Source organism: Ferruginibacter sp. SUN002, from assembly GCF_050611725.1.
In the GTDB taxonomy this organism is placed as follows: Bacteria; Bacteroidota; Bacteroidia; order Chitinophagales; family Chitinophagaceae; genus Ferruginibacter.
On the sequence record NZ_JBODJB010000001.1, the window covers coordinates 2,987,309 to 3,012,838 of the forward strand.

A 25,530-nucleotide genomic window follows, 5' to 3' on the forward strand; every position below is an offset into this window, starting at 1 on the left:
ATACAACTGTACGACATGAGTGATGAAAAAAAAATATTGACCGACTCGGAAATTGAAATAAAGAAGTTGTATACAGCTTCTGATATAACTGTCAAGAACGAAAAACCCGGGGAGTTCCCATTCACCAGAGGTATTCAACCGGATATGTACAGAGGGAAGCTCTGGACCATGCGGCAATATGCCGGATTCAGTACTGCCGAAGAAAGCAATAAACGTTATCATTATTTATTATCACAGGGTGTTAGCGGATTGAGTGTGGCTTTTGATCTTCCCACACAGATCGGTTACGATAGTGATCATGATCTTGCTGATGGTGAAGTAGGTAAAGTAGGTGTTGCTATTGATTCTTTAGAAGATATGGAAATTCTCTTTTCCGGAATTAAGTTAGAAGAGGTTTCAACGTCCATGACCATCAATGCAACAGGTTTTATTTTGCTTGCATTATATGTTGCATTGGCAAAAAAACAAGGAGCCGATCTCACCAAAATAACCGGCACCATACAAAATGACATTCTGAAAGAATACGCTGCCAGAGGCACTTACATCTATCCGCCAAAACCTTCTATGCGTATCATTACAGATGTATTTGAATGGTGTGCAAAAGAATTACCAAAATGGAATACCATTTCTATTTCGGGTTATCATATCAGAGAAGCAGGCAGTACTGCGGTACAGGAAATTGCTTTTACTTTAGCTAACGGAAAGGCATATGTTAAATCTGCGTTGGAAAAAGGAATGGACATTAATGTATTTGGCAAACGACTTTCATTCTTCTTTAATGCTCATAACAATCTTTTTGAAGAAGTAGCCAAGTTCAGAGCTGCCAGAAGAATGTGGGCAGGTATCATGAAAGAACTTGGTGCCACAGACCCAAAAGCTATGATGCTTCGTTTTCATGCACAAACAGGTGGTGCAACGCTTACGGCGCAACAACCTTTAAATAATATTTCAAGAGTAACCATTCAAACATTGGCGGCTGTATTGGGTGGCACACAAAGTTTACATACCAACGGATACGATGAAGCATTAAGTCTGCCAACAGAAGAAGCTGCAAGAATTGCGTTGCGTACACAACAAATTGTAGCATTCGAGAGCGGCATTCCGGATACTGTTGATCCACTTGCAGGCAGCTACTTTATTGAATCGCTTACCGATGAAGTTGAAAAAGAAGCTTTGAAATTAATTGAAAAGATAGATGCAATGGGTGGCAGTGTTGCAGCCATTGAACAAGGCTTTATTCAAAATGAAATTGCTAAAAGTGCCTATGAATATCAACGACAAATAGAAAGCCAAGAAAAAATTATTGTAGGCGTTAATAAATTTAAGGTAACGAATGAAGATGCTGTACCCGGTTTTAAGATAGATGATAGTATCCGAACCACACAGAGCAATAAACTTAAAGCGCTTAAAGCCAAACGTGATCAATCAAAAGCTGCTAAATGTTTACAGCAAATACACGAAGCAGCCATCAACAATAAAAATTTGATGCCGGTTGTAATTGAGGCAATTGAAAACTATTGTACGCTTGGTGAAATTTCTGATAAATTAAGAAAAGTTTTTGGAGAATACAAGGGATAAGCATATCTACAACACTTCTTTTACTTTTTTCCCGTTTCGATAAGTGTAGATATAAAAAGTAGCTCCCAGATCATGATAACGATCCTCTACCTGTTTTTTAATTTTAAGATACACTCTCCGCTGAGGATAAGCTGGCACCATCATTTCATCAAATGCCCATTGCCTGACATTGATCATGCTTGAATTACTGTCGCAAGGTGATTTACCTTCATCGGAATATCTGTTTAGAGGAACATCTTTATTTATCGGCAAACAGATATAAAGATCTGTTGGTCGGCTACTGAATAAACTGGAAGACAAAAAATAATCCCACCCGCCAAACAAACTAAAAAATGGCATGATACCAAACAAAACCACGATCAAAGGATTCCGGTTCAATTCCAGAATTTTAAACGATAATTTTTCTTTAATATCATCCGATAATAGAAAAATAAAATAAGCGATCATCGCCACATTCCACGGCCATATCACATGATCGTAATTTAATCCGAATGGACCAAATATGACGAGGATGATCAAATGCATCACAATTAATAAAATTGCCGAATGTTTTCGGGTACGCTTTGATAAAAGTCCCAGACCCAAAACAATTTCTATCAACCCCAATAAATAACCGGCGTTATAAATAAATGGATTGTGCCCCAGATCATAACTAACACCAAATTGTTTTGATAAGAGCAGAGTATACCAGATCGATTGAAGAAATGCAGGATTTATTTTTCCTAGTCCGCTATAAAAATAAATGCTTGCCAGTAAAAAGATGAACACGGGCTTTATATCCTTTTCATTCTTTTTGTTGAACATAAAGATCAACAGTGTAAAAATATATTGGTATTCCCATGGCTGCCAGCGATTCTGATCCAGCAAGCAGGAAGCCACTTCTATTGTGATCAATGCTATTTGAAAAAATCTATTTCGTGGATATCGAAGCAATAACAGTAAAGCAACAATAGAAGCCCCGAAAAGATCGGTATGTATGAAAGCCGGAAGGCGAAGAAAATCAAATGGAGGAACCAAAGGGAATAATCTATCTGCTAGCCATAATTTCCAACAGATCAGCTTTGCCATGATCCAAAATAAACAGGTAAGCCTTATAAGCTGGTTGTTTTTTTCGATAAGGAGTATCCTGGTGGGGGGCATAGTTGTGGTATATCAAATATAATGATTTTATTTGATGTAACAATTGCGACAACCTGAAAATTCTAGTGAGCAAAATCAACATCAAAATCTCCTTTGATGCGTTCCATTGATGGATTGAAATAGCCAAACTTAACATTCGGGAACTCTTCATGTATCAGTTCCATAAATTGTTTTACACCCATGCACTCGCCGGTATCGGTAACCCCGATCTTACCAAGATACCAATCGGGATCAATATTAAAATTACGCCATTGGATCATACAGAGGTCTGTTTCTCTGATCAGTTTTCTCAATGCTTCATACTCTTCAACACTATCCGTCATACCGGGAAAAACAAAATAATTGATACTTGTCCAGCCTCCATAGCTACGTACTATTTTCAAACTTTCAAGCAGATCTGAAAAAACATAATTATTCGGACGGTAATATGGATTGTAGATATGTTCTCTTGCAGAATTCAAACTAACCCTCATACTGTTCAACCCTGCTTCACACAAAGCTTTTACCGCATCGGGCTTACTGCCGTTGGTATTGATATTGATACTTCCTTTAGAAGTATGCTTTCTTATCTCAATGATACTATCTCTTATGGTTTCCCACATCAGCAAGGGCTCACCTTCACAACCTTGTCCAAAGCTCACCAACGGATAAGGTGCCGTTTCCAAATGCGGTACCGTAAATTCAACGATCTCTTCTGAGGTAGGCTTAAACGTTAGTCTATCTTGTGTGCTCACAATGGTTTCATCCTGTGGTTGAAAACTGATACAACCGATACAGTTTGCATTGCAGGCAGGAGACGCCGGAACAGGACACTCCCATCTGCCCAAGGCAAAATTCCTTGCAGCCGGACAAGTGTATGTCATGCAGCAATTTTCCATCAAATGTTTTACCAAACGGTTATGCGGATACGCTTCTAACAAATTAGCAGCACCTTCTTCAATTTTTTCATCATCATATCCTTCACATTCCTGACGAATATCTTGTTCGATTCTTACAGCAGGCACATAAAATTTATCATCTAACCAACCAGCTGCAGTGTAACAAAACAATGGTAAGGTTGGAGCATCTTCTTTTGTTTCATAAGCTGCAATGTATAGCCCGGTATGTGCAGGCGGAATGAACGCCGCAACGGCCCATCCTTTTTCACATAAACGCATTTCCCCTGTTTCAACATCAATACCAATACCTCTTCTACCGGGCAATTCATACAAATTACCACCGAATGGCAGTTCGATCCAATCCTCTACAGCAACAGGCACTGCATCCCATCCGCTACGACCGGTTACATACAGTGATGTATCTTCAAAAATATTTCCTTCTCCGTCGGAATATAGAATGTATGGCGATTGTGTTATTGACATATAATGCAAGTTAACTTTTGTTCACTAAATGCTGAGCACAATATTGATTAAACTTTTGTTCATCAACCGCAGCTTCTGCATTTATTTCTGTTTGAATAAAATGATTATCGGTCAAACTGATGGTAAGCAATTCATCTTTTAAAACAATATGCTCAATTGCAACCCAGGCATAATTTTTCTTTGTCATCGATTTCTCCAGTACTACACCAGATTCATTGACCAGTATCACTGTATTTTTTCCAAATATTTTTTCAAGAAGAAAATACAATATAAGAATGAATGCAAAATAAAATGTTTGTGTTGCCAAGCAAAGCATCACAATACCTATTATCAAAAATACATGTCTATGTATATTGAATGACTGTTTGATCTTTTTTACAAAAATTGAAATAGCTGCAAATAATAATCCTGCGGCAATTGCCAGTACACCGTAATTATATGTTTGCAAAAAAGCAGCAGTTGCAGCTGCTGCAAACAATACCCTGATAAAAATTATATCGAGGTCTATCTTATTATTTTTTAAGGGGAAAGAATACATTAACTATTACTTGCCATCAACAAATTACAAAGATCAAAGAGCACCCTTGCTCCTACTTTTTCATCCCACTCATCTCTGCTGATACCGATCTCATTCAAATTGAAACCGATTATCTTCCGGCCGCTTTGTAAAACACGATTGAATAAATAAAATACCTGTGCCGCCTCAAAGCCACCATAAACCGGTGTACTTGTATTCGGACAAAGCTTTGGATCCAATCCATCTATATCATAGCTCAATACAACTTTATCGGGTAATTGATCTACGATCTCATCTGCTATATTTTTCCAGTTCTCCCCTTCAGCCAATTTGTTTTTAATAGATACATCAAGAAAGGTTTTGATCCTACCATTAGAATCTGAAATATAATCCCACTCTGCTTCGCAAAAATCTCTGATACCAACCTGCACTAATTTTTTAATACTCGGTATCTCTTCCAAAGCATTATACATTGCCGAAGCATGAGAATAACAAAATCCTTCATATGCTTTTCTTAAAGAGCAATGTGCATCTATCTGTAAAATGCCAAATTCCCCTTGCGCACTTGCCAGTGCTTTATAATAACCGATCGATGTACTTAAGTCTCCACCCAGTAAACCAACCAGCTTGTCAGAAGCAAACAAGCTTTTTGTATTGTCGTGTACCCAGTTGTTGAGCATCAGGCTACCTTCGTTGATCTCTCTGATGGTTTTACACATGAATTTATTTTCTGTCAACACCCCGCCATCTGTAATATAATTGATGTAGAGCTCTGCCTCTTTACGCAGATAATCGCTTTTAAGCAAGATCTTTCTGTCAGGTTCAAGCATGTGATAACCCTTACGCCATTGATCTTTAAATGTGGTATCGAACAATTCCACCAAAAGGCTGCTTCTGAAAATATGCTCGGGAGCCCTCGCTGTACCCTCGTGCCGGCTTACCGTAACCTCCCAGGGAACGGGTAAAATAATCAACTTGGCGTCTTCTTTTGTAAAGGGTAATCCAAAAATATTATTATTGGGACTGCTTACTGCATTGGGGTCAAAAGTGGATAGATCTGTCATTATTACTATAAAAGGAAAGCAAATATACTAAATGTGAAAAAAGGTTCAACAATTCTCTTGTTAACACAGTTTTGGAGTAACTTTGCGTCGAAAAATAAAACGTTATGAAACGTACACATATTGTGCTGTTGGTAGCTATTGCCATTGCAATTGGGGCATTGATAATGACTTCGGTAGATTTCTCTACTTACGATACCATTGCTTCCGCCAAAGAAAAGCAAGGTAAATTCGTTCACCTGATCGCCAAATTAGACAAAACTGCTCCTCAGGATTACGACCCTGCCAAAAATCCTAATTATTTTGCTTTTACCGCCACCGATAGTTTAGGAGGAAGCACAAGAGTTGTTTACCACAATACTAAGCCTGCTGAATTTGAACACAGTGAAAGAATTGTGTTGAAAGGGAAAATGCAGGGAGAGGTTTTTGAATGCAGTGAGATACTTTTAAAGTGCCCGAGCAAATACAAAGACGATAAGAAGCAATTAGAGAAAACAGTAAACCAGAACTAATAGTTTAAAAGGTTTAAAACGTTAAAAGGTTTAAAACGTTATTAACCAGGTAAAGCTTCAACTTATTGAACCTATTAAACGTATAAAACTTATTAAACAAACTCTATGCAATTTGACGGCGAACATTTGTGGATTGGAAAGATCGGACATTTTTTTGTACTGCTTGCCTTCATTACTTCACTACTCAGCACTGTTGGGTATTTCATTGCTTCTAGAAAAAATGATATTCTTGAAAAAAAATCATGGATCAATTTTGCAAGGACAGGCTTTTACATTCAGGTTGTTTCTTTATTAATTGTTTTCGGATGTATCTTTCAAATATGCTCCAATCATTACCTCGAATATTTGTATGCTTATAAGCATACTTCCAAAGAACTTGAATTTAAATATCTGCTGGCTTGTATCTGGGAAGACCAAAGCGGCAGTTTCTTACTATGGTCTATCTGGCATTGCATACTCGGCATCATACTTATCAGAAAAACAAAAGAATGGGAAGCACCTGTAATGACAGTAGTGAGTATTGCACAGGTTTTTCTTGCCATGATGATCATGGGAGTTTATATCCTAGGAACGAAGATCGGCAACAGCCCGTTTGTACTTACGAGGGATGAAATTCCCGGTCCATTGTTTGGACAGAAAGATTATCTGATAAGTCTTGCGAATATACATGCCGAAAAGAAAATGGGATTAAATGTATTACTCCGTAATTATTGGATGGTAATACATCCGCCAATATTATTCCTTGGCTTTGCATCTACCATTATTCCTTTTGCTTATGCATATGCAGGTATTCAAACAAAACGTTTTGGTGATTGGGTAAAACCGGCACTTCCATATGCGTTGTTCAGCGCCGCAGTTTTAGGCGTTGGCATTATGATGGGTGGAAAATGGGCCTACGAATCATTATCATTCGGCGGTTACTGGGCATGGGATCCGGTAGAAAATGCATCTTTGGTTCCATGGCTGATACTTGTTGCAGGCCTGCACACAATGGTCATCTACAAAGCAACGGGACATTCACTTAGAGCAAGTTATCTGTTTGCCATACTCACATTCGTATTTATCCTTTACTCTACTTTTTTAACCCGTACCGGAATATTAGGCGACACATCTGTACATGCATTTACGGAAGCAGGTAATGCCATGAACAATTTAATAAAAACCTTTTTATGGTTTTTCACTTTGGGTTCGCTTGCCTTGTTTTTTATCAATTATAAAAAAATACCGGCACTGCATACCGAGGAAAAAACAAGCTCAAGGGAGTTTTGGATGTTCATTGGTTCATTGGTATTTTTTCTTTCTGCTATTTTCATCATTGGGTTAACATCTTTACCTGTGTATAACAAGATATGGGGCTTAAAAGATCTGATCATAAAGATCAATGGTGGACCGCTTGCTTTACCCGAAGATCCCGAATTTGCTTACAACAAAGTAATGGTAATGGTCGCCATCATCATAGGCATACTAAGTGCAATTACACAATACTTCAAATACAAAAACTCTACAACAGAATATGTTATTAAGAAACTTGCATTGCCTACATTAATAGCTGCAGGAATAACAATTTTATTGTCTGTAGTATACCCTATTACTTACTACAAGCAAGGGCCGGGCTTTTTAGGTGCTGTTTATTTTGCTTTGTTTGCAACAATTTATGCTGTTGTTGCAAACGGCGGATACATCATAAGTGGATTGAAAGGAAAATTCAAGAGTGCAGGTGGTTCTGTTGCACATATCGGCTTTACATTAATGATAGCGGGTATGCTGATATCATCGGGCAATAAAAAGATCATCAGTGAAGACAGGTTTAAAAACTTTGTCATTCCAATGGGGATCGATCCGTTGACAAAACAGCAAGACAATGCCATGGAGAACATGAACCTTGTAAGACAGGTTCCTTCTAAAATGGGGCCTTACGAAGTTACCTATCTGCATGATAGTATTGGTCACGAAAGCAATAGAAGATTTTACAATTTATCTTTTGTAAGAAAAGACAGTGCCACAAAAAAAATTACTGAATCATTTTTACTGACTCCTGATGTTTATCTGATGAAGGATAACAACATGAGCAGTAATCCCGATACAAAAAATTATTTAACACATGATGTGTTCACTTATATTTCTTATGCATTGAATCCCGAAAAAAATCAAGACACTGCTAAATTCAACATCAGTGAAAAAAGGATCGGCGATACCATTTTTTATTCAAAGGGGTATATGATTTTGAATGATGTTGTTAAAAATCCTGAAACAAATAAATTCAAGATCGAACCTTCCGGACCCAGTGTACTTGCAGATATTACGATCGTAGCAAAAGACAGTACAAAATACCGTTCAACACCAATGCTGCTGATAGATGAAACAAACCCTAATAATCCGAGTATAAAGCAGGTAGACGATACCATTTATGCACAAAATATTTTTGTAAGATTTGCAGGTGTTACCGACGATAGAAAAATAAAGATCGGCGTAAAAGAATCTGAAAACATGATTGATTTTGTATCGATCAAAGCCTATATCTTCCCTTACATCAATTTAGTGTGGATAGGATTAATCGTTATGGCGATCGGATTAGTGATGAGTACCATCCGTAGAGCAAATCTTTCTTCTTTGGCAGGGAGTATAGCCCTAACCGTTATTTCAATTGCATTATTTTATATGTTCTTATTGGCTAATTAAAATCTATCGTTCATGAAACTTGATATACTTGCTTTTGCCGTACATCCCGATGACGCAGAACTTTCCTGTGCCGGGACACTTATTACCGAAAAAAAGAACGGTAAAAAAACCGGCATTGTAGATCTTACTCAAGGGGAATTAGGCACAAGGGGTACTGCCGAAATAAGAAAACAGGAAGCTGCCGCTGCTGCCAAAATACTGGGTGTTGATATCAGAGAAAATCTTCAACTGGCAGATGGCTTTTTCGCTAACGATAAAGCACACCAGCTTAAAGTAATTGCCGCTATCAGAAAATATCGTCCGGAAATCATTTTGTGCAATGCACCTGAAGACAGACATCCTGATCATGGCCGAAGTGCAGAACTTGTAAACGATGCTGCTTTTCTGTCCGGATTAAGAAAAATAGAAACATTTGATAATAATGTTGCTCAGGAGGCATGGCGACCAAAATATGTCTTTAATTTCATTCAGGACAGATACCTGCAACCTGATTTTGTTGTTGATGTAACGGAGGCATTCGAACAAAAATTGGAATCGATCAAAGCCTATGGAAGTCAATTTTATAACCCGGCATTGAACGAACCACAAACCTATATATCCACTCCGGATTTTTTAGATAGTGTTATTTACAGGGCCAAAATGTTCGGAAAAATGATCGGCGTAAAATATGCGGAGGGCTATATCAGCAAAAAAATGCTGGGAATCAATAGTTTTGATGTGTTAATCCGACAAGACACTTGATAAGTAGTGCATTACTTTTAACATCTAAACCCATAAAATTAATGTACCTTGCAGCCCTAATTTAAAGGCATGTCAACACCAAAGTTTATCCATAATAAAACCCACTTCCATCAGGACCTTAAGAAAAGGGTTAACCAATATTTTATAGATAGAAAAAAAGCAGCCACAGGCAATTTTGGTTTACATTTTAAGGCACTCTTCTTTTGCTTAAGTTATATAGCGTTATATTTTCATTTAGTATTTTTCACGCCGCCTGTATGGTGGGCCGTTTTTGAATGCGTTTTAGTAGGTTGTTTTACTGCAGCTATCGGTTTCAATGTGATGCATGATGGCGGCCATGGAAGTTTCAGCAAACATAAATTTGTAAATAGAATTGCCGCCTTATCTGTGAATTTTTTAGGCGCCAGCAGTATTATGTGGGCTTCAAAACATAATGTGATCCATCATACCTATACAAATATTGATGGTATTGATGATGATATTGAAGCAAGACCTTGGTTACGTTTATGTGAAACACAAAAAAGATACAAAGCACATAAATTCCAGCATTTGTATTTTTGGGTGCTATATTCTTTACTTCACATTCTTTGGATATTCTTAACTGACTATCAGAAATATTTTAAGAAAAAAATTGGCACCGTTCCTTTACGTCCACTTAAAAAAAGAGAACACATCGCTTTTTGGGCAGCTAAGATCGGCTACATTGCATTCTTCGTAGTAATCCCCATCATTCAGGTTGGTTGGCTGTATTGGTTAGTTGGATTTTTAATTGCTACAATGGTTACAGGTCTTTTGATCAGTATTGTTTTCCAGTTGGCACATACAGTTGAGCATACTCATTTTCCTTTACCTACAGATGAGAATAAAATTGAAAACGATTGGGCCATTCATCAAATAGAAACAACTGCAAATTTTGCTACAAGAAATAAATTGATTTCATGGCTGGTTGGCGGTTTGAATTTTCAAGTAGAACATCATTTATTTCCAAAAATTTCTCATGTACACTACCCTGCTATCAGCAAGCTGGTAAAACAAACCTGCGAAGAATACGGACTAAAATACATTGAGTATCCAAAAATGAGACATGCCATTGTATCACATGTACATTATTTAAAAAGATTGGGTCAGGCTGACTAATAAAAACATAAACTTGAAAAAGGCTTTTGTAATACACAAAAGCCTTTTTTGTTACTTTTAAATAAAAAATACAATGACTAGTACATGGCACGATAAACACGTAGAAACTTTAAGCGCAGGTGATAAAATAGCCGATCTAGTTGCTACGGGCATGGGATCCTGGAAATTCATCATCTGGCAAACAATAGTCGTATTAATTTGGATGACTTTGAACGTGATCGGTTTTGTCAGACATTGGGATGCATATCCTTTTATTTTACTGAACCTTATTTTTTCTACTCAAGCGGCTTATGCAGCTCCTATTATCATGATGAGCCAAAACAGACAAAGTGCTAGGGACAGAATACAGGCGCAGGATGATTATCAGACAAATATTGATGCCAAGAAAGAAATTGAAGCGTTACAAATTCAGTTAAATAAATTGGAAACAGAAAAATTGGATAAAATAATTCAAATGATTGAGCAAATGAAACAATCGAAAGCATAATCATAATATAATATCTTACCGTAAATTTGTCCCATAACCAGAAAACTAAGATGAGCGAAGAAAAAAGTTTAAACTTTATTGAAGAAATTATAGAAGAAGATCTAAAGAATGGCAAATACAAAAACATTCTTACCCGCTTTCCACCGGAACCCAATGGATATTTACATATAGGACATGCGAAAAGCATTTGTCTCAATTTTGGATTAGGATTAAAATATGGCGGTCAAACAAACCTACGTTTTGACGATACCAATCCCGTAAAAGAAGATACAGAATACGTTGATAGCATAAAAGAAGATGTGAAATGGCTCGGCTTCAATTGGGCCAACGAATATTATGCAAGTGATTATTTTGATCAGTTGTATGATTTTGCTCTACAACTTATTAAAAAAGGATTGGCTTATGTAGATGATTCTTCCGCAGAAGAAATTGCCGCCCTAAAAGGTACACCTACCGAGCCCGGAAAAGATAGTCCGTATAGAAGCAGAAGTATTGAAGAAAATATTTCATTGTTTGAAGAGATGAAAGCCGGAAAATATAAAGACGGCGAAAAAGTATTGAGAGCAAAGATCGATATGGCTGCAACGAATATGCACATGAGAGATCCGCTGCTATATCGCATCAAACATGCACACCATCACCGTACAGGAGATGCATGGTGCATTTATCCGATGTACGATTTTGCTCACGGGCAAAGTGATAGCATTGAAAATATCACACATAGCATTTGCACATTAGAATTTATTCCGCACAGAGAATTATACGATTGGTTAATAGAAAAATTGGAAATTTTTCCTACTAAACAATATGAATTTGCCCGTTTGAACATGACCTATACGGTAATGAGCAAACGCAGATTATTGCAATTGGTAGAAGAAGGACATGTAAGTGCCTGGGACGACCCTCGTATGCCTACTATCAGCGCTATGCGTCGTAGAGGCTTTACACCTGAAAGCCTTCGTAATTTTTGTGAGAAGATCGGCGTAGCTAAAAGAGAGAACATGATTGACTTCAGTTTACTGGAGTTTTGTGTAAGAGAAGATTTGAATAAGTCTGCTTTGAGAGCTATGGCTGTATTGGATCCATTAAAGCTAATCATCACCAATTATCCCGACGGACAAACAGAAGAACTGATCAGTGAAAATGGGCCCGATGAAGCTTATGGCACCAGAACCGTTCCGTTCAGCAAAGAACTTTGGATAGAACAGGAGGACTTCATGGAAGTACCTGCAAAAAAATGGTTCCGCTTTGCACCGGGTGCAATGGTTCGTTTAAAGAGTGCTTATATTTTGCGTTGCGATGATTTTGTGAAAGATGCCAACGGAAAAGTAACCGAGATCAAATGCACTTATTTCCCTGAAAGTAAAAGCGGTAGCGATACCAGCGGACTATCTGTAAAAGGCACCATCCATTGGGTAAGTGCACAACATGCGGCTCAGGCAGAAATAAGATTGTACGACCGTTTATTCAATGTAGAAAACCCATCGTCTGAAGAAGGTGATTTTAAAGATTATATCAATCCCAATTCTTTACAGGTAATACCAAACGCATACATTGAGCCTTCTTTGAAGACTGCAGCTATTGGTACACGTTATCAATTCTTACGCAAAGGATATTTTTGTTTAGATAAAGATACTACTGCAGATAAATTAGTGTTCAACAGAACTGTTACTTTGAAAGATGCATTTGTGAAAAAATAGAAACACTAATCAAGCAAATTTATAAGGATCAATACGGATTTTTATACGCTACAATCAGCTCATATCAACCTGATCCGTGTCTCTATTTTCCCTCAATTTCAAATCAGGAAACACAGCAGCAGCAAGCATTAGAAATACAGACACCACCATTAAGTAAATCCCAATTTTCTTCTCAGGGCAATAAGCCATATAACAAGCTGTAAATAACACATATGTTTTAAGCGCATAGCCCACACACAAAGCACATAAAAATAAATTGGCCCTACGTGCCCATACTTTCGGCAACAACATAAAAACAAATATTATTGATGTAAGCAAGATCAATAACTTACCGGGTCTTCCATACCTGTTTTCGAAACTGAATAAACCCGTAAAAGTTTTATCAATATCAGCATAGTATGCCCAAGGCAAAAAACATGATACAATCAAAGTAATACAAGCTACTAATCCAAGCCAATGCAAAATTTTAGGGATCATATGAGGTTAAAATATTTAATTATTGAGCACTGTTTCAATTTGGAAATTTGAAGATTTGGAAATTTGAAGATGCAAGATTACTTGAAATCTACATCATTCTCAAATTATCAAATCTTCAAATTATCAAATTATCCTTTCGGTCTTGTTCTGCCGCCATAACTCGGTCTGCTAGCTCTTTCAGCATTATGAAAACTTCTTTTAGAAGGTTTCTTAGCACCAAAACCTCTCCCACGTTTAGGGCCACTGTTGCCGGGAAGCGGTGTAGAAACAGTAACTTGAGCCGGGTACGGATGAGCATCACTAACAGGAATGGTTTTGCCAATTAATTTTTGAATATCCTTCAGTAAGTCTCTTTCATCCGCATCGCAGAAAGACATAGCAATACCACTTGCCCCTGCTCTACCTGTACGACCAATTCTGTGTACATAAGTTTCAGGCACTTCAGGTAATTCGTAATTAATTACATGTCCTAGTTCATCAATATCAATTCCTCTTGCAGCAATATCTGTTGCCACCAATACTCTTAACTTACCATCTTTAAATTGATTCAATGCATGCTGACGGGCATTCTGCGATTTGTTACCATGAATGGCTGCAGCAGTAATATGTTCTCTGTGTAAGAATTTTACAATTTTATCTGCTCCATGTTTGGTACGTGAAAAAACCAATACGGTTTCAATAGCAGGATTTTTTAAAAGATACAACAACAACAAAGGTTTGTTCGTTTTATCTACATAAAATAAATTCTGCTGAATGATATCAACTGTTGAAGACACAGGTGTAACCTCTACCTTACTTGGATTCGTCAACAATACATTTGCCAGTGTTTGAATTTCAGGTGGCATAGTTGCAGAGAAGAAAAGTGTTTGTCTCTTTGCAGGCAATTTGATGATCACTCTTTTTACATCATGTATGAAACCCATATCCAACATCCTATCTGCTTCATCTAACACAAATATTTTGATGTGTTGCAAGCCAATAAAACCTTGATTGATCAGGTCCAGCAATCTGCCGGGTGTTGCTACCAAAATATCTACACCTGCCTTCAATGCGTTTACTTGATGCATTTGCGATACACCACCAAAGATCACAGTATGTTTTAATCCGGTGTATCTGCCATAAGCTGCTAAACTTTCGTCTATCTGTATCGCTAACTCACGGGTAGGTGTAAGTATCAATGCTTTTATTTTTCTTATGCCGGTTTCTTTTTCTTTCGATAAAAGTTGTAAGATAGGAATAGCAAATGCTGCAGTTTTTCCTGTTCCGGTTTGAGCACAGCCCAACAAGTCTTTTTGTTGCAATACTATCGGAATAGATTGTTGTTGTATAGGTGTGGGTGTTGTGTATCCTTCTTCCGTTACGGCTTTGAGGATCGGATCTATTAGATCTAATTGATTGAATGTCATTATATATTTTTATGACTTTGAAGCTGAGGAGACGTTGTACTTTCTAAAACAGCGGGAAAATTATTTATTCCACATCGGCTTACAACCTGCCGTAATTATTGCTCTTTGAATGAGCTCTTATTGAGAGTGGAACACAAAGGTAGGCTTTTATTATTTAATGGGATATTTAAGTGTTTATTGAACCAGAAAGACACAAAATTACAAAGGGGCACTAAGACTTTGTATTTATTCGTGTCTTTGCACCTTCGTGGTTTAACTTTAATACAAGATTTGGTTTTTCATGGCGGCATCAAAAAAATATTTTTCTATCTTCAACAAAACAAAACCCATGGATATACAACATAAAGAAGAAGGCCATAAAGGCTCTTTTTACATAGAACAGGAAGGTAAACAAGTGGCTGAAATGGTTTATTCACTTTCAGACGCTAACTTGCTGATCATTGAGCACACAGAAGTAGATGATATATTAAAAGGTAAAAACATTGGAGCTCAGTTAGCGCATGCCACTGCCGAATATGCAAGAGAAAAACATTACACTATTATTCCTTTATGCCCTTTCGCCAATGCATTCTTTAAAAAAAGACATGAGGCATATAAAGATGTTTTGAGAAGCTAGCGAATATTAAAAATAAAAACTTACTTAACATTGTAATAATAAACCTCAACTATGGAAGCATTATTTCCGGCAATGATGCAGACACTTACAGAAGCTTCAAAAAAACTGGATAATGGAGAGTTGGATAATGTACGAATGGATACACTTAATTTTTTACATGCAAGGATCTTACAACTCAATGGTGTTTTAAAATTTGAACATGATTTTACAAATAGATTGATACCCGACATCATTGATTATGCTTACCTGCTTCAAGAAAATGAACAAGCTTGTAAAGAATTCATAGAGTTTCAATTCTACAGGCCTACCATGTTCGGTGAAGAAGATGCGTACACAAAATACGAAGCGCTTTTTCTGCAAGAAGTAATACAAGGCATCATTGACAACAGTAACGATATTATTCATCCTCCTGCTTAATTGTTATCTTTATTTAAAGACATCCATCATGAAAAAAATAACTGCATCATTTATTTTGACCTTTATTGCATTGTTTTCGTATGCTCAAAAAAACATAGTATTAATAAAACCAGGCGAAAGTGTAGGTGAACTTAAACTTGGCATGAGCCCTGCTCAAACATACAATATTTTAAAAGGAAATATTACATGGAGAACATATCAGGAAGAACTTAGCATATTTACTGAATATGCTGCCAGAAAAATTTCAACCGATAGCCTTCCTCAATTCATTATAGGCTTTGATAGTTGTGCCGCCTACATGGGTGAGGCTCCAGAAAACTTGCCTGTATATAAACTTTATTTCAAAAACGGGCAATTGATCTATTTCATTATTACTTCTTACGAACCATGGATAATACCCGAAGAAAAGAAAATCACACAAAAAAATAGGGTTGGCTTATTTACCGGCGTGTTGGAATGTGCAGAGAAAATGAACAGCGATTATATTTCTCTTAAGTGTGGTGATTATGATGGCGAATACATTTACTATAAAGAAGGAATTCAATTCATCTTTGATGAACAAATTATAAGAACCATTTGTGTATTTACTCCATTACCCGATTACAAAAAACTGGTGGCAGATAAAATATCCAAACAGTAAGCTACCGGAAATCTTCCTAAACTCATTTTGATCTTTTACGGGACTAATAAAATCAAAACCCTCTTAAAAAAGAGGGTTTTGAGGTCCCGAGCGGATTCGAACCGCTGTGGAAGCTTTTGCAGAGCTCTGCCTAGCCACTCGGCCACAGGACCATTTTGTTTTTTAGAGTTGCAAAAATAAGGTATTTTTATGCATAATTAAATTCTTAACGTAAAAAATGCTGTATGAACCGAATTGCAGATTCTGAACTGATTATCAATAAAAGAGGTGCTATTTATCATTTAGATGTACGCCCCGAAGAACTGGCAGAAACTATTATTACCGTTGGTGATCCCGATAGAGTGAAAGAAGTGAGCAAACATTTCGATAAAATAGAATATAAGAACCAACACAGAGAGTTTATTACCCATACGGGATATATTGGTAAGAAACGCATCAGTTGTATGAGTACGGGTATTGGGCCGGATAATATTGATATTGCCCTGAATGAAGCCGATGCTTTGGCCAATATCGATTTTGAAACAAGAACCATTAAAGAAAAGCATACTGCCCTAAACATTATCCGCTTTGGCACTTGCGGTTCTTTACAAAGACATGTATCGGTTGATACTTTTGTGGCAGGTACACATGGGCTTGGATTAGATAATGTACTGCACTACTACCGAATGGAAAACAATGAAGAAGAAAGACAATTATTGCATGCGTTCAATACACATACACAATTGGCAACCGGCCCCGTTGCTCCTTACATTTCTATGGCAAGCGGTAAGTTGTTGAAAAATTTTACTGATAAATATCATCAGGGAATTACAGTTACTTGCCCGGGTTTTTACGGACCGCAAGGAAGGGTTTTAAGAATGGGGTTGGCATATCCCGGACTGATAGACAAGTTGACAACTTTTGAATTTGGCAATCATCATATTGCAAATTTCGAAATGGAATCTTCAGCCATTTACGGTTTAGGAAAGATAATGGGACATCATTGCGTTAGCTTAAATGTAATTGTTGCTAACCGCATTGCTAAAGAGTTTTCAAAAGATGGTGCTGCCGCAGTAGAAAGTCTGATCAAACATTCATTAGGTATTATTGCAGATTCAAGTATATAAAATGAAAATTCAATTCTTTAAATATCAGGGAACCGGAAACGATTTTGTAATCCTGAATAATATGTCAAATCAAATTACTGATCTATCAACTGAACAGATCAACTTTTTATGCGACAGAAAATTTGGCATTGGTGCAGATGGGCTAATGTTATTAAGTAAAAAAGAAGGCTATGATTTTGAAATGATATATTACAATGCTGATGGTAATGAAAGCAGCATGTGTGGTAATGGAGGCAGATGTCTGGTGAAATTTGCTTACCATCAGGGTATCAATAAATCTGAGTATCATTTTATAGCTATTGACGGAGAACATGAAGCAGAAATTGACATGGATGGTACCGTTAGCTTAAAAATGAAAGATGTAGATGAAGTTGAAGAATACGGACACCATGCCGTTTTAAATACCGGTTCACCGCATTATGTAAAATTCAGCAGTAATGTAAAAACAAAAGATGTATTTACAGAAGGTAAAGAAATTCGTTATAGCAAAGAATATGCGGAAAAGGGCATTAATGTGAATTTTGTAGAAACAATAGACGACGGAACCATTTATGTACGTACTTACGAAAGAGGTGTAGAAAACGAAACACTTAGTTGCGGTACCGGCGTAACAGCGGCTGCATTGGTAAGTGCACACAATGAAAATGGTTTCAATGAAGTAAAAGTAAAAACTCCCGGAGGAAATTTATCTGTTGAGTTTGATAAAATAGATGATACACATTTTAAAAACATCTGGCTTTGCGGACCGGCAGAGTTTGTGTATAGCGGAGAAATTGACATATAATTGCTGCATTTACGATTTGAGATTTTGGATTTACGATTTTGTTCAAATTGTTAGAGTATGTCTATTATTGAGTAAGATAACATGCAAAAGAAATCGTAAATCGTACATGCCAAATCGTATATACAAATGATACAATACTTCAAAAACTTAGATAGCAAAACGATTGAGATTGATAAACCCGAAACGGGTACTTGGGTAAATGTTTTACCTCCGTTAAAACAGGAAGAATTTACTGAACTGAGTGAGTCGCTGGATATACCTTTAGATTTTTTGAAAGACTCACTGGATATAGATGAAAGAAGTCGTTATGAAATTGACGACAATGTAAAATTGATCGTTATAAAAACGCCTACTGAAAACAACTCTTTCAACGACAGCGACGCCTACTATATTACGATCCCTATTTGTATCATACTTACGCACAATCAAATTGTAACGGTAAATTCATTCGAGAACGAAGCCATTAAAAAATTCCTGAATACTTTTCAAAACAGACATCCTGATAAAAAGAATATGATGGTCTTGAAAATATTTGAAAAGATCACTACCAATTTTCAGGATTACTTGAAGGAAATTAATCTTAGAAGAAACACACTTGAACAAAAACTGTACGATGCTAACAGAAATGAAGAATTGCTTCAATTAATGAGGATACAAAAAAGCCTGGTATATTTTATTACCGCATTACGTAGCAATGAATTGCTAATGATGAAACTGGCCCGAACCAATGTAATGCAGTTGAATGAAGAAGAGAAAGATATTTTGGATGATCTGATCGTAGAAACCAGTCAGGCATTGGAAATGGCCAACACTTACACTAATATTCTGAGCAGCACTTTAGATGCATTTGCAAGCATCATCAGCAATAACCAAAACGAAGTTTTAAAAAGATTAACAACACTCACTATATTTTTAAGTATCCCTGTATTGATTGCCAGCATTTATGGCATGAATACACCTATTCCATATAAAGACAATCACCTTACATTTTGGATACCGGTAAGCATTTCATTTATCATTTTGATATTTGTGGTATTAAATTATTTAAAAAGAAGAAAATAAAATGATCACTCTTAGAGTTTACGGCATTTTGATAAATGAATTGAAACAAGTGCTGGTTAGCGATGAATATATACGTGGAAACTATTTTACAAAATTCCCTGGTGGCGGATTGGAATTTGGCGAGGGAACAAGAGATTGTCTGCAAAGAGAGTTCATGGAAGAAATGAATTTGAAAGTAGAGATCGGCGATCACATTTACACAACCGATTTTTTTCAAATAAGTGCATTTAATACCGCTCAGCAAATAATCTCCATTTATTATTTTGCAAAGGCATTAGAACCAATCTCAGTTCCGTTACGCACTACCCCATTCGATTTTGATGAGCTGCAATTAAAAGTATATAGCGAAATACAACAAACTGAAACATTTCGCTTTGTAGATTTTAATACCTTTTCTGAAGAAACGGTATCTCTCCCTATTGATAAGATCGTTGCTAAGCTTATTAAAGAAAAGTACAGTTGATAGACCTACCTCGATTGTTATAAAATTCTTGCCAAAAAATTATTAGAATTAAAAAAAAGTTGTTTCCTTGTAGGATAATTAAACCAAAACCTTGTCTTATGTTCAAAAAGATCCTCAAATGGATAGGCATTATTTTGTTGTTTATCATTATCGGACTAACCATAACGGTAATGCTTAGGCAAAATATACAATTCGATGCTCCATATCCGTCTATACATGCTGTAAAAGACAGTGCTGTCATAGCTCGTGGGAAATACCTAGTATATGGTCCTGCACATTGTGCCGATTGCCATGGTGCTGTAGGCTCCGAAGCTCAAGTTAATGCCGGAGTAGAAGTTCCCCTTTCAGGCGGATATGTTTTTCAAATACCGCCGGGTGATATCCATGTACCTAATATTACACCTGATAAAACTGGTATCGGTAAACTAACTGATGAACAAATTGCCCGTTCGTTGCGTAACGGAGTTGGGTATGACGGAAGAGCCATTTTCGATTTTATGCCATTCCATAATACCAGTGATGATGACCTAACAGCTATTATATCTTATTTGCGTACAACCAAACCTGTTAGCAACGATGTTCCCAAACATAGTTTTAGTCTTTTAGGTAAGATATTAAAAGCACTGGTAATTAAACCAACAGGACCTACAGGTGATGTTCCAAAATCCGTTACGCCTGACTCTTCTATTGAATATGGAAGATACCTTGCAACAAGTGTAGCAAACTGCAGAGGCTGTCATACAGAGAGAGACTTGAAAACAGGTGCGTTTGTAGGACCCGATTACGCCGGTGGATTTGAAATTGAATCTCCTGTAGATAAAAAATATATTTTTCATACGCCCAATATTTCGCCTGATAAAAAAACAGGCCATATAGTTGATTGGACCGAAGAAATGTTCATTAGTCGTTTTAGAAAAGGAAAATTAATTCCGCAATCACCAATGCCATGGGGGCCTTTCGGCAGAATGACCGATATGGAGTTAAAAGCCATTTACAAGTATTTAAAAACCGTTACCCCTGTTGAAAGAAAAATTGAAAAAATACTAGAAGTAAAAAAATAACGGTCGGATCTGGATCAAATAAAAATGTCACATCGTTAGGTGTGACATTTTTATTAAAAAACCATCAGCCTGTAAGCCGGATTCTGTTCCCCCAACAAGTTAGGGGTGGTTATCATTTATCTGGCTGCAACATTACTGTTGCAATCTTGCTGCCTACCCTTCAACTCGGACGAGCCGCCCTCAAACGCTGATATACGTGGCATTACAGCACATAAGGTTTACCCGTTACTATGGTTACCCATAATGACTGTGAGCTCTTACCTCACATTTTCACCCTTATCTCGCCTAAGGCGAGACGGTAATTTTCTGTGGCACTTTCTCCCCCAACAAGTTGGGGGCCGGCCATTAACCGGTATGTTGCCCTTTGCTGTCCGGACTTTCCTTCCCGCCTTAGGCGGGACGATAACCCGGCTGATAGTAATGCAAAGGTAGTTTTAATTTATTTTATGGTTGTTTTAAGGATAATTAAGAAAATATTTGTCGTTTTAAATCTTTATCGTAATATTGCAATATACAATTAAAGATATGGGAGCAACGAAGACAGATTTTTTTTCAGAAAAACAAAATGAAATAGCCAATATCATGAAAGCTTTGGGCCATCCTGCAAGGGTAGCCATCATTGATTATTTGTTGACTGTAAATACCTGTATTTGTGGAGATATAGTAAATGTTTTGCCCCTTGCACAACCAACAGTATCGCAACATCTCAAAGAATTAAAAAATGCCGGTTTGATAAAAGGTAATATTGAAGGCAATGCAATCTGTTATTGCATCGACGAAAAAACCTTTGTGAAATTTCAAAAATATTTAGGCGACATTTTCACGAAAATTCAAAAACAAAAAAGCAATTGTTGTTAAATTAAAATATATAAAAAATGAAACTATCTGAAATTAAAAATCATCTGGCCACTGCTACATCAGTAAATTTTAGTCTTCCAAATGGAAGTTTCGTGCCGGAACATTTTCATGTCACAGAGATAGGCATTCTTACTAAACACTTTATTGATTGTGGCGGTACCATTCGTAAAGAAGATAAAGTAAATTTTCAATTGATGGATGCTAATGATTATGACCATCGCTTGAAACCACAAAAATTGTTAAACATCATCGCTTTATCTGAAAAGAAATTAGGCATTGAAGATCTTGAAATAGAAGTAGAATACCAGGCTGATACGATCGGTAAATATGGATTGGACTTTAATGGTACTAATTTTGTACTAACCAATACCAATACGGCTTGTCTTGCGAACGACCATTGCGGTATTCCTCAAGGAAAACAAAAAATAAACTTAGCTGAATTAAAAAACGAAGCGGCTTGCTGCACACCTGGCGGTGGTTGCTGCTAATAAAATAAAATATGTATAAAGAGATCGAAGAACATTGCAACAAACTCATCAATCAATTTGATGAGATATCAGAAGAGCGAAAATTAATATTGCAAAAAATAGCTGCACACATACAAACTAAGCTTGATAAGAACGAAGCTGTTCAATTGGTATATGTGTGTACACACAATTCCCGTAGAAGTCATTTTGGCCAAGTCTGGGCTGCTGTTGCAGCCGATTTTTATGGCATAAAAAATGTCTACACTTTTTCAGGAGGAACGGAAGCTACAGCATTCAACCCGAATGCAATCAATGCATTGGTAAGAACAAAATTCATTGTAAGTAAAACCACAGAAAGCAATAATCCGATCTACAAAGTGCAATTTGGAGAAGATAATTTTGTTACTTGTTTTTCAAAAACATATAACGATAAAGAAAATCCGGCAAATAATTTTGTTGCGGTAATGACCTGTTCTGATGCGGATGAAAATTGTCCATTTATTACCGGCTGCGACTTAAGAATAGGAACGACTTATGAGGATCCGAAAAAATTCGATGGCACTCCCTTACAAGATGAAAAATATCTTGAAAGAAGCAATCAAATTGCAGTAGAGTCTTTATACATTTTTTCTTTGATCAAATAATTATTATGAGTGGCGACAATTGTGCTCCTGCAAAAAGAAATCAATTAGGTTTTATAGATAGATATCTCACTCTGTGGATATTTTTAGCAATGCTATTGGGTGTAGCTGTAGGATATTTATTTCCATCATCAGCCAATTTTATCAATTCATTTTCTACTGGTACAACTAATATTCCTTTAGCAATAGGATTGATATTAATGATGTATCCACCTTTTGCAAAAGTGAGATACGATAAGTTAAAGGAAGTATTTAAAAATATAAAAGTACTCGGTGCATCTTTATTGCTGAATTGGGTAATTGGTCCGATATTGATGTTCTTCCTGGCTATTATTTTTCTTCATGGATACCCGGAATATATGGTGGGACTGATTCTTATAGGGCTTGCCCGCTGTATCGCTATGGTTATTGTATGGAATGAATTAGCAGAAGGCAGTCGTGAATACGCTGCAGGTTTAGTTGCATTGAATAGTATCTTTCAGGTATTGTTGTACAGCGTATACGCATATGTTTTTGTAACTGTGCTTCCTCCAATATTTGGCATTAAAGGTGCTGAAGTAAATATAACGATCGGGCAGATTGCACAAAGTGTTGCTATCTATTTGGGCATTCCTTTCGTGGCCGGTTTCATAACCAGATATATTTTAATAAAATTGAAAGGAGAAGAATGGTATCAAACAAAATTCATCCCTCTGATCTCTCCTATTACATTGATTGCATTATTGTTTACTATTCTGATCATGTTTAGCTTAAAGGGGGAATTAATTGTACAGATACCTTTTGATGTGTTACGAATTGCTCTACCCTTGGTGATCTATTTTGCAATTATGTTTGTAGTAAGTTTCTTTATTGGTAAAAAGATGGGAGCAGATTATTCAACCAATGCGTCAATAGCATTTACTGCTGCCGGCAATAATTTTGAATTGGCCATCGCTGTTGCTATTGGTGTATTCGGAATCAATAGTGGCCAAGCTTTTGCCGGGGTAATTGGCCCACTGGTAGAAGTACCGGCATTGATTGCGCTGGTGAATGTTGCTTTTTGGCTACGCAGAAAATACTATTCAAAAAATCGGCCGCAATAACAGAAGATTTTTTAATTACTTTTTATGCCTACTCTTCAATACATCGATCACATCTTTTAACTGAAAGCCTTTGGCTTGCAGTAATATTAAATAATGGAACATCAGATCAGCAGCTTCGCCTAGGAATAATTCTTTGTTATCGTCCTTCGCTTCAATAACGATCTCCACAGCTTCTTCGCCAACCTTTTGAGCTATCTTATTAATTCCTTTATTGAATAAAGATGTCGTGTATGATGCGTCAGAAGGGTTATTCTTTCTGTCTTCAATTATTTTTTCTAATTGAAATAAAAAATCATTAGAAGTATTCGTTTCACCCCAGCAAGTATCAGCACCTGTGTGACACACAGGCCCAACAGGCGTAGCTTTGATCAGTAATGTATCGTTATCACAATCTGTTGTTATATTTTTCAACAATAAGAAATTGCCACTCTCCTCACCTTTTGTCCATAAGCGATTTTTACTGCGACTAAAAAAAGTAACTTGCTTCAATTCTTGCGTTTTTGCTACAGCGGCTTCATTCATGAAGCCAAGCATTAAAACTTTACCTGTAGTATCGTCTTGCACAATTGCAGGAACTAGTCCGTCAGCATATTTAGAATAATCAATTTTCATCGTTGGTATTATTTACAGTTGAATCTTTTTTATTTTGTAGCATTTCAATCAGCTCATCTTGCTTTTGCTGCAACCGTTCTCTTCTTTCATCATTTCTATTCGCTTGCCTGTTACGCATATACGCAAACAACATTAGTGACAAACATCCTAGAAATATGTATAAGATCATAATCTTATATTAACCTTTTGTTGAGACAAATAACTTTTCAATTCAGGAATTCCAATTTCTTTATAATGAAAAATACTTGCTGCTAATGCCGCATCAGCTTTTCCCCCTTCAAACACATCTTTAAAATGTTCCATTGTTCCTGCACCACCCGATGCAATGATCGGAACAGGCAATAATTCCGACAGCGCAGATGTTATGTCTAATGCAAAGCCTGCTTTAGTGCCATCATTATTCATAGAGGTCAATAATATTTCTCCGGCTCCCAGATCAACCGCTTGTTTTGCCCAATCTATTGTTCTGGTTTCTGTCTTGGTTCTGCCACCGTTTAAATATACATACCACTCTCCATCTTCTTCCTTCTTTGTATCAATTGCTAAAACAATACATTGGCTACCAAACTCCTTACTCATATCAGAAAGTATCTGCGGATTTTTATAAGCTGATGTATTAATTGAAACTTTATCTGCTCCATTCTTTAATAAAACTGATACATCTTCTACAGTACTGATACCCCCACCAACAGTAAAAGGAATATTAATTGCAGCTGCTACTTTTTTTACCAGTTCTACTAATGTTTTTCTTTTTTCTACCGTTGCGGTAATATCTAAAAATACTAATTCGTCTGCTCCTTGCTGTGAGTATAACAAAGCCAACTCCACCGGGTCTCCTGCATCACGTATATCAACGAAGTTTACGCCTTTTACAGTTCTTCCTTCTTTAATATCCAGGCAAGGTATAATTCTCTTGGTTAACATG

28 protein-coding genes, 1 tRNA gene and 1 other RNA gene are annotated in these 25,530 nt (G+C 36.7%); 19 read left to right on the forward strand and 11 right to left on the reverse strand.

Going from position 1 to position 25,530, the window contains the following annotated elements:
- The first annotated feature begins 15 nt into the window (after positions 1-15).
- Entirely contained in the window at positions 16-1,578 is a 1,563-nt protein-coding gene (locus tag ACQ33O_RS12695) for an acyl-CoA mutase large subunit family protein (protein WP_430995964.1), read from the forward strand.
- Positions 1,579-1,584: 6 nt separating this feature from the next.
- Here ACQ33O_RS12695 and ACQ33O_RS12700 read toward each other — a convergent pair whose 3' ends face one another.
- The 4 genes from ACQ33O_RS12700 to ACQ33O_RS12715 all read right to left on the reverse strand — a co-directional run bounded on the left by ACQ33O_RS12700 (position 1,585) and on the right by ACQ33O_RS12715 (position 5,660).
- Positions 1,585-2,646 (reverse strand): hypothetical protein, encoded by a 1,062-nt coding sequence (locus ACQ33O_RS12700; protein WP_430995965.1) that lies wholly within the window; start codon positions 2,644-2,646, stop codon positions 1,585-1,587.
- Positions 2,647-2,780: 134 nt separating this feature from the next.
- On the reverse strand, positions 2,781-4,079 hold the full coding sequence (locus tag ACQ33O_RS12705; RefSeq protein WP_430995966.1) for a radical SAM protein: 1,299 nt from the start codon (positions 4,077-4,079) through the stop codon (positions 2,781-2,783).
- A gap of 10 nt (positions 4,080-4,089) precedes the next feature.
- Positions 4,090-4,617, reverse strand: a complete 528-nt coding sequence (locus tag ACQ33O_RS12710; protein ID WP_430995967.1) for a hypothetical protein — start codon at positions 4,615-4,617, stop codon at positions 4,090-4,092.
- On the reverse strand, positions 4,617-5,660 hold the full coding sequence (locus tag ACQ33O_RS12715; RefSeq protein ID WP_430995968.1) for an arginase family protein: 1,044 nt from the start codon (positions 5,658-5,660) through the stop codon (positions 4,617-4,619). The genes ACQ33O_RS12710 and ACQ33O_RS12715 overlap by 1 nt, the downstream gene beginning before the upstream one ends.
- A 104-nt stretch (positions 5,661-5,764) precedes the next feature.
- Here ACQ33O_RS12715 and ACQ33O_RS12720 point away from each other — a divergent pair, with 104 nt between their 5' ends.
- From ACQ33O_RS12720 to ACQ33O_RS12745, 6 genes are all read left to right on the forward strand, one after another.
- Positions 5,765-6,169, forward strand: a complete 405-nt coding sequence (locus ACQ33O_RS12720) for a cytochrome c maturation protein CcmE (protein ID WP_430995969.1) — start codon at positions 5,765-5,767, stop codon at positions 6,167-6,169.
- Between the two features lie 105 nt (positions 6,170-6,274).
- Positions 6,275-8,848, forward strand: a complete 2,574-nt coding sequence (ccsA, locus tag ACQ33O_RS12725; protein ID WP_430995970.1) for a cytochrome c biogenesis protein CcsA — start codon at positions 6,275-6,277, stop codon at positions 8,846-8,848.
- A gap of 12 nt (positions 8,849-8,860) precedes the next feature.
- Positions 8,861-9,589: a bacillithiol biosynthesis deacetylase BshB1 gene (bshB1, locus tag ACQ33O_RS12730; protein WP_430995971.1), complete on the forward strand. Its 729-nt coding sequence runs from the start codon at positions 8,861-8,863 to the stop codon at positions 9,587-9,589.
- 69 nt (positions 9,590-9,658) lie between these two features.
- Complete coding sequence (locus ACQ33O_RS12735) at positions 9,659-10,726, forward strand: fatty acid desaturase family protein (RefSeq protein WP_430995972.1); 1,068 nt, start codon at positions 9,659-9,661, stop codon at positions 10,724-10,726.
- Between the two features lie 73 nt (positions 10,727-10,799).
- Positions 10,800-11,213 carry a DUF1003 domain-containing protein gene (locus ACQ33O_RS12740; RefSeq protein WP_430995973.1) on the forward strand — a complete coding sequence of 138 codons (414 nt, stop codon included), beginning with the start codon at positions 10,800-10,802 and terminating at the stop codon, positions 11,211-11,213.
- 50 nt (positions 11,214-11,263) lie between these two features.
- Entirely contained in the window at positions 11,264-12,913 is a 1,650-nt protein-coding gene (locus tag ACQ33O_RS12745; RefSeq protein WP_430995974.1) for a glutamine--tRNA ligase/YqeY domain fusion protein, read from the forward strand.
- 54 nt (positions 12,914-12,967) lie between these two features.
- On the opposite strand, the gene ACQ33O_RS12750 is transcribed toward ACQ33O_RS12745, so the two are convergent.
- Both ACQ33O_RS12750 and ACQ33O_RS12755 read right to left on the reverse strand, forming a co-directional pair.
- Positions 12,968-13,390 carry a hypothetical protein gene (locus ACQ33O_RS12750; protein ID WP_430995975.1) on the reverse strand — a complete coding sequence of 141 codons (423 nt, stop codon included), beginning with the start codon at positions 13,388-13,390 and terminating at the stop codon, positions 12,968-12,970.
- 128 nt (positions 13,391-13,518) lie between these two features.
- Positions 13,519-14,796 (reverse strand): DEAD/DEAH box helicase, encoded by a 1,278-nt coding sequence (locus ACQ33O_RS12755; RefSeq protein ID WP_430995976.1) that lies wholly within the window; start codon positions 14,794-14,796, stop codon positions 13,519-13,521.
- 280 nt (positions 14,797-15,076) lie between these two features.
- Here ACQ33O_RS12755 and ACQ33O_RS12760 point away from each other — a divergent pair, with 280 nt between their 5' ends.
- The 3 genes from ACQ33O_RS12760 to ACQ33O_RS12770 are packed head-to-tail and all read left to right on the forward strand — an operon-like array spanning position 15,077 to position 16,469.
- Positions 15,077-15,412, forward strand: a complete 336-nt coding sequence (locus tag ACQ33O_RS12760; RefSeq protein WP_430995977.1) for a GNAT family N-acetyltransferase — start codon at positions 15,077-15,079, stop codon at positions 15,410-15,412.
- A 51-nt stretch (positions 15,413-15,463) separates the two neighbouring features.
- The gene (locus tag ACQ33O_RS12765; RefSeq protein WP_430995978.1) at positions 15,464-15,829 is read left to right on the forward strand and encodes a hypothetical protein; all 366 of its coding nucleotides are present in this window, start codon (positions 15,464-15,466) and stop codon (positions 15,827-15,829) included.
- A gap of 28 nt (positions 15,830-15,857) precedes the next feature.
- Positions 15,858-16,469: a hypothetical protein gene (locus ACQ33O_RS12770; RefSeq protein WP_430995979.1), complete on the forward strand. Its 612-nt coding sequence runs from the start codon at positions 15,858-15,860 to the stop codon at positions 16,467-16,469.
- Between the two features lie 81 nt (positions 16,470-16,550).
- Here the strand turns inward: ACQ33O_RS12770 and ACQ33O_RS12775 are convergent.
- Positions 16,551-16,621: transfer RNA gene (locus ACQ33O_RS12775), tRNA-Cys, on the reverse strand.
- Positions 16,622-16,693: 72 nt separating this feature from the next.
- Here ACQ33O_RS12775 and ACQ33O_RS12780 point away from each other — a divergent pair.
- The 5 genes from ACQ33O_RS12780 to ACQ33O_RS12800 all read left to right on the forward strand — a co-directional run bounded on the left by ACQ33O_RS12780 (position 16,694) and on the right by ACQ33O_RS12800 (position 20,945).
- The gene (locus tag ACQ33O_RS12780; protein WP_430995980.1) at positions 16,694-17,575 is read left to right on the forward strand and encodes a nucleoside phosphorylase; all 882 of its coding nucleotides are present in this window, start codon (positions 16,694-16,696) and stop codon (positions 17,573-17,575) included.
- A gap of 1 nt (position 17,576) precedes the next feature.
- Positions 17,577-18,359: a diaminopimelate epimerase gene (gene dapF, locus ACQ33O_RS12785; protein WP_430995981.1), complete on the forward strand. Its 783-nt coding sequence runs from the start codon at positions 17,577-17,579 to the stop codon at positions 18,357-18,359.
- Between the two features lie 126 nt (positions 18,360-18,485).
- A complete protein-coding gene (locus tag ACQ33O_RS12790; RefSeq protein WP_430995982.1) occupies positions 18,486-19,421 on the forward strand; it encodes a magnesium transporter CorA family protein in 936 nt (311 codons plus the stop codon).
- A 1-nt stretch (position 19,422) separates the two neighbouring features.
- Positions 19,423-19,884 (forward strand): NUDIX domain-containing protein, encoded by a 462-nt coding sequence (locus ACQ33O_RS12795; RefSeq protein WP_430995983.1) that lies wholly within the window; start codon positions 19,423-19,425, stop codon positions 19,882-19,884.
- Between the two features lie 98 nt (positions 19,885-19,982).
- Complete coding sequence (locus ACQ33O_RS12800) at positions 19,983-20,945, forward strand: cytochrome c (protein WP_430995984.1); 963 nt, start codon at positions 19,983-19,985, stop codon at positions 20,943-20,945.
- A 56-nt stretch (positions 20,946-21,001) separates the two neighbouring features.
- Here ACQ33O_RS12800 and rnpB read toward each other — a convergent pair.
- Positions 21,002-21,364: RNase P RNA component class A (rnpB, locus tag ACQ33O_RS12805), an RNA gene on the reverse strand.
- A 106-nt stretch (positions 21,365-21,470) separates the two neighbouring features.
- Here rnpB and ACQ33O_RS12810 point away from each other — a divergent pair.
- From ACQ33O_RS12810 to arsB, 4 genes are read left to right on the forward strand one after another with little or no spacing between them, the layout of a single operon-like run.
- Positions 21,471-21,803 (forward strand): ArsR/SmtB family transcription factor, encoded by a 333-nt coding sequence (locus ACQ33O_RS12810; RefSeq protein ID WP_430995985.1) that lies wholly within the window; start codon positions 21,471-21,473, stop codon positions 21,801-21,803.
- 17 nt (positions 21,804-21,820) lie between these two features.
- Positions 21,821-22,291, forward strand: coding sequence for a DUF6428 family protein (locus ACQ33O_RS12815; protein ID WP_430995986.1), 471 nt, complete (start codon positions 21,821-21,823; stop codon positions 22,289-22,291).
- An 11-nt stretch (positions 22,292-22,302) separates the two neighbouring features.
- Positions 22,303-22,914 (forward strand): hypothetical protein, encoded by a 612-nt coding sequence (locus ACQ33O_RS12820; RefSeq protein ID WP_430995987.1) that lies wholly within the window; start codon positions 22,303-22,305, stop codon positions 22,912-22,914.
- A 5-nt stretch (positions 22,915-22,919) separates the two neighbouring features.
- Positions 22,920-23,993, forward strand: coding sequence for an ACR3 family arsenite efflux transporter (gene arsB / locus ACQ33O_RS12825; protein ID WP_430995988.1), 1,074 nt, complete (start codon positions 22,920-22,922; stop codon positions 23,991-23,993).
- 15 nt (positions 23,994-24,008) lie between these two features.
- Here the strand turns inward: arsB and hisIE are convergent, their stop codons facing one another.
- Genes hisIE through hisF form a run of 3 tightly spaced genes read right to left on the reverse strand, consistent with a single transcriptional unit; the run spans position 24,009 to position 25,529 of the window.
- Positions 24,009-24,605 (reverse strand): bifunctional phosphoribosyl-AMP cyclohydrolase/phosphoribosyl-ATP diphosphatase HisIE, encoded by a 597-nt coding sequence (hisIE, locus tag ACQ33O_RS12830; RefSeq protein ID WP_430995989.1) that lies wholly within the window; start codon positions 24,603-24,605, stop codon positions 24,009-24,011.
- The gene (locus tag ACQ33O_RS12835; RefSeq protein ID WP_430995990.1) at positions 24,595-24,774 is read right to left on the reverse strand and encodes a hypothetical protein; all 180 of its coding nucleotides are present in this window, start codon (positions 24,772-24,774) and stop codon (positions 24,595-24,597) included. Before ACQ33O_RS12835 ends, hisIE begins: the two co-directional genes overlap by 11 nt.
- Positions 24,771-25,529, reverse strand: a complete 759-nt coding sequence (gene hisF, locus ACQ33O_RS12840) for an imidazole glycerol phosphate synthase subunit HisF (protein WP_430995991.1) — start codon at positions 25,527-25,529, stop codon at positions 24,771-24,773. Before hisF ends, ACQ33O_RS12835 begins: the two co-directional genes overlap by 4 nt.
- Between the last annotated feature and the right edge of the window lies 1 nt (position 25,530).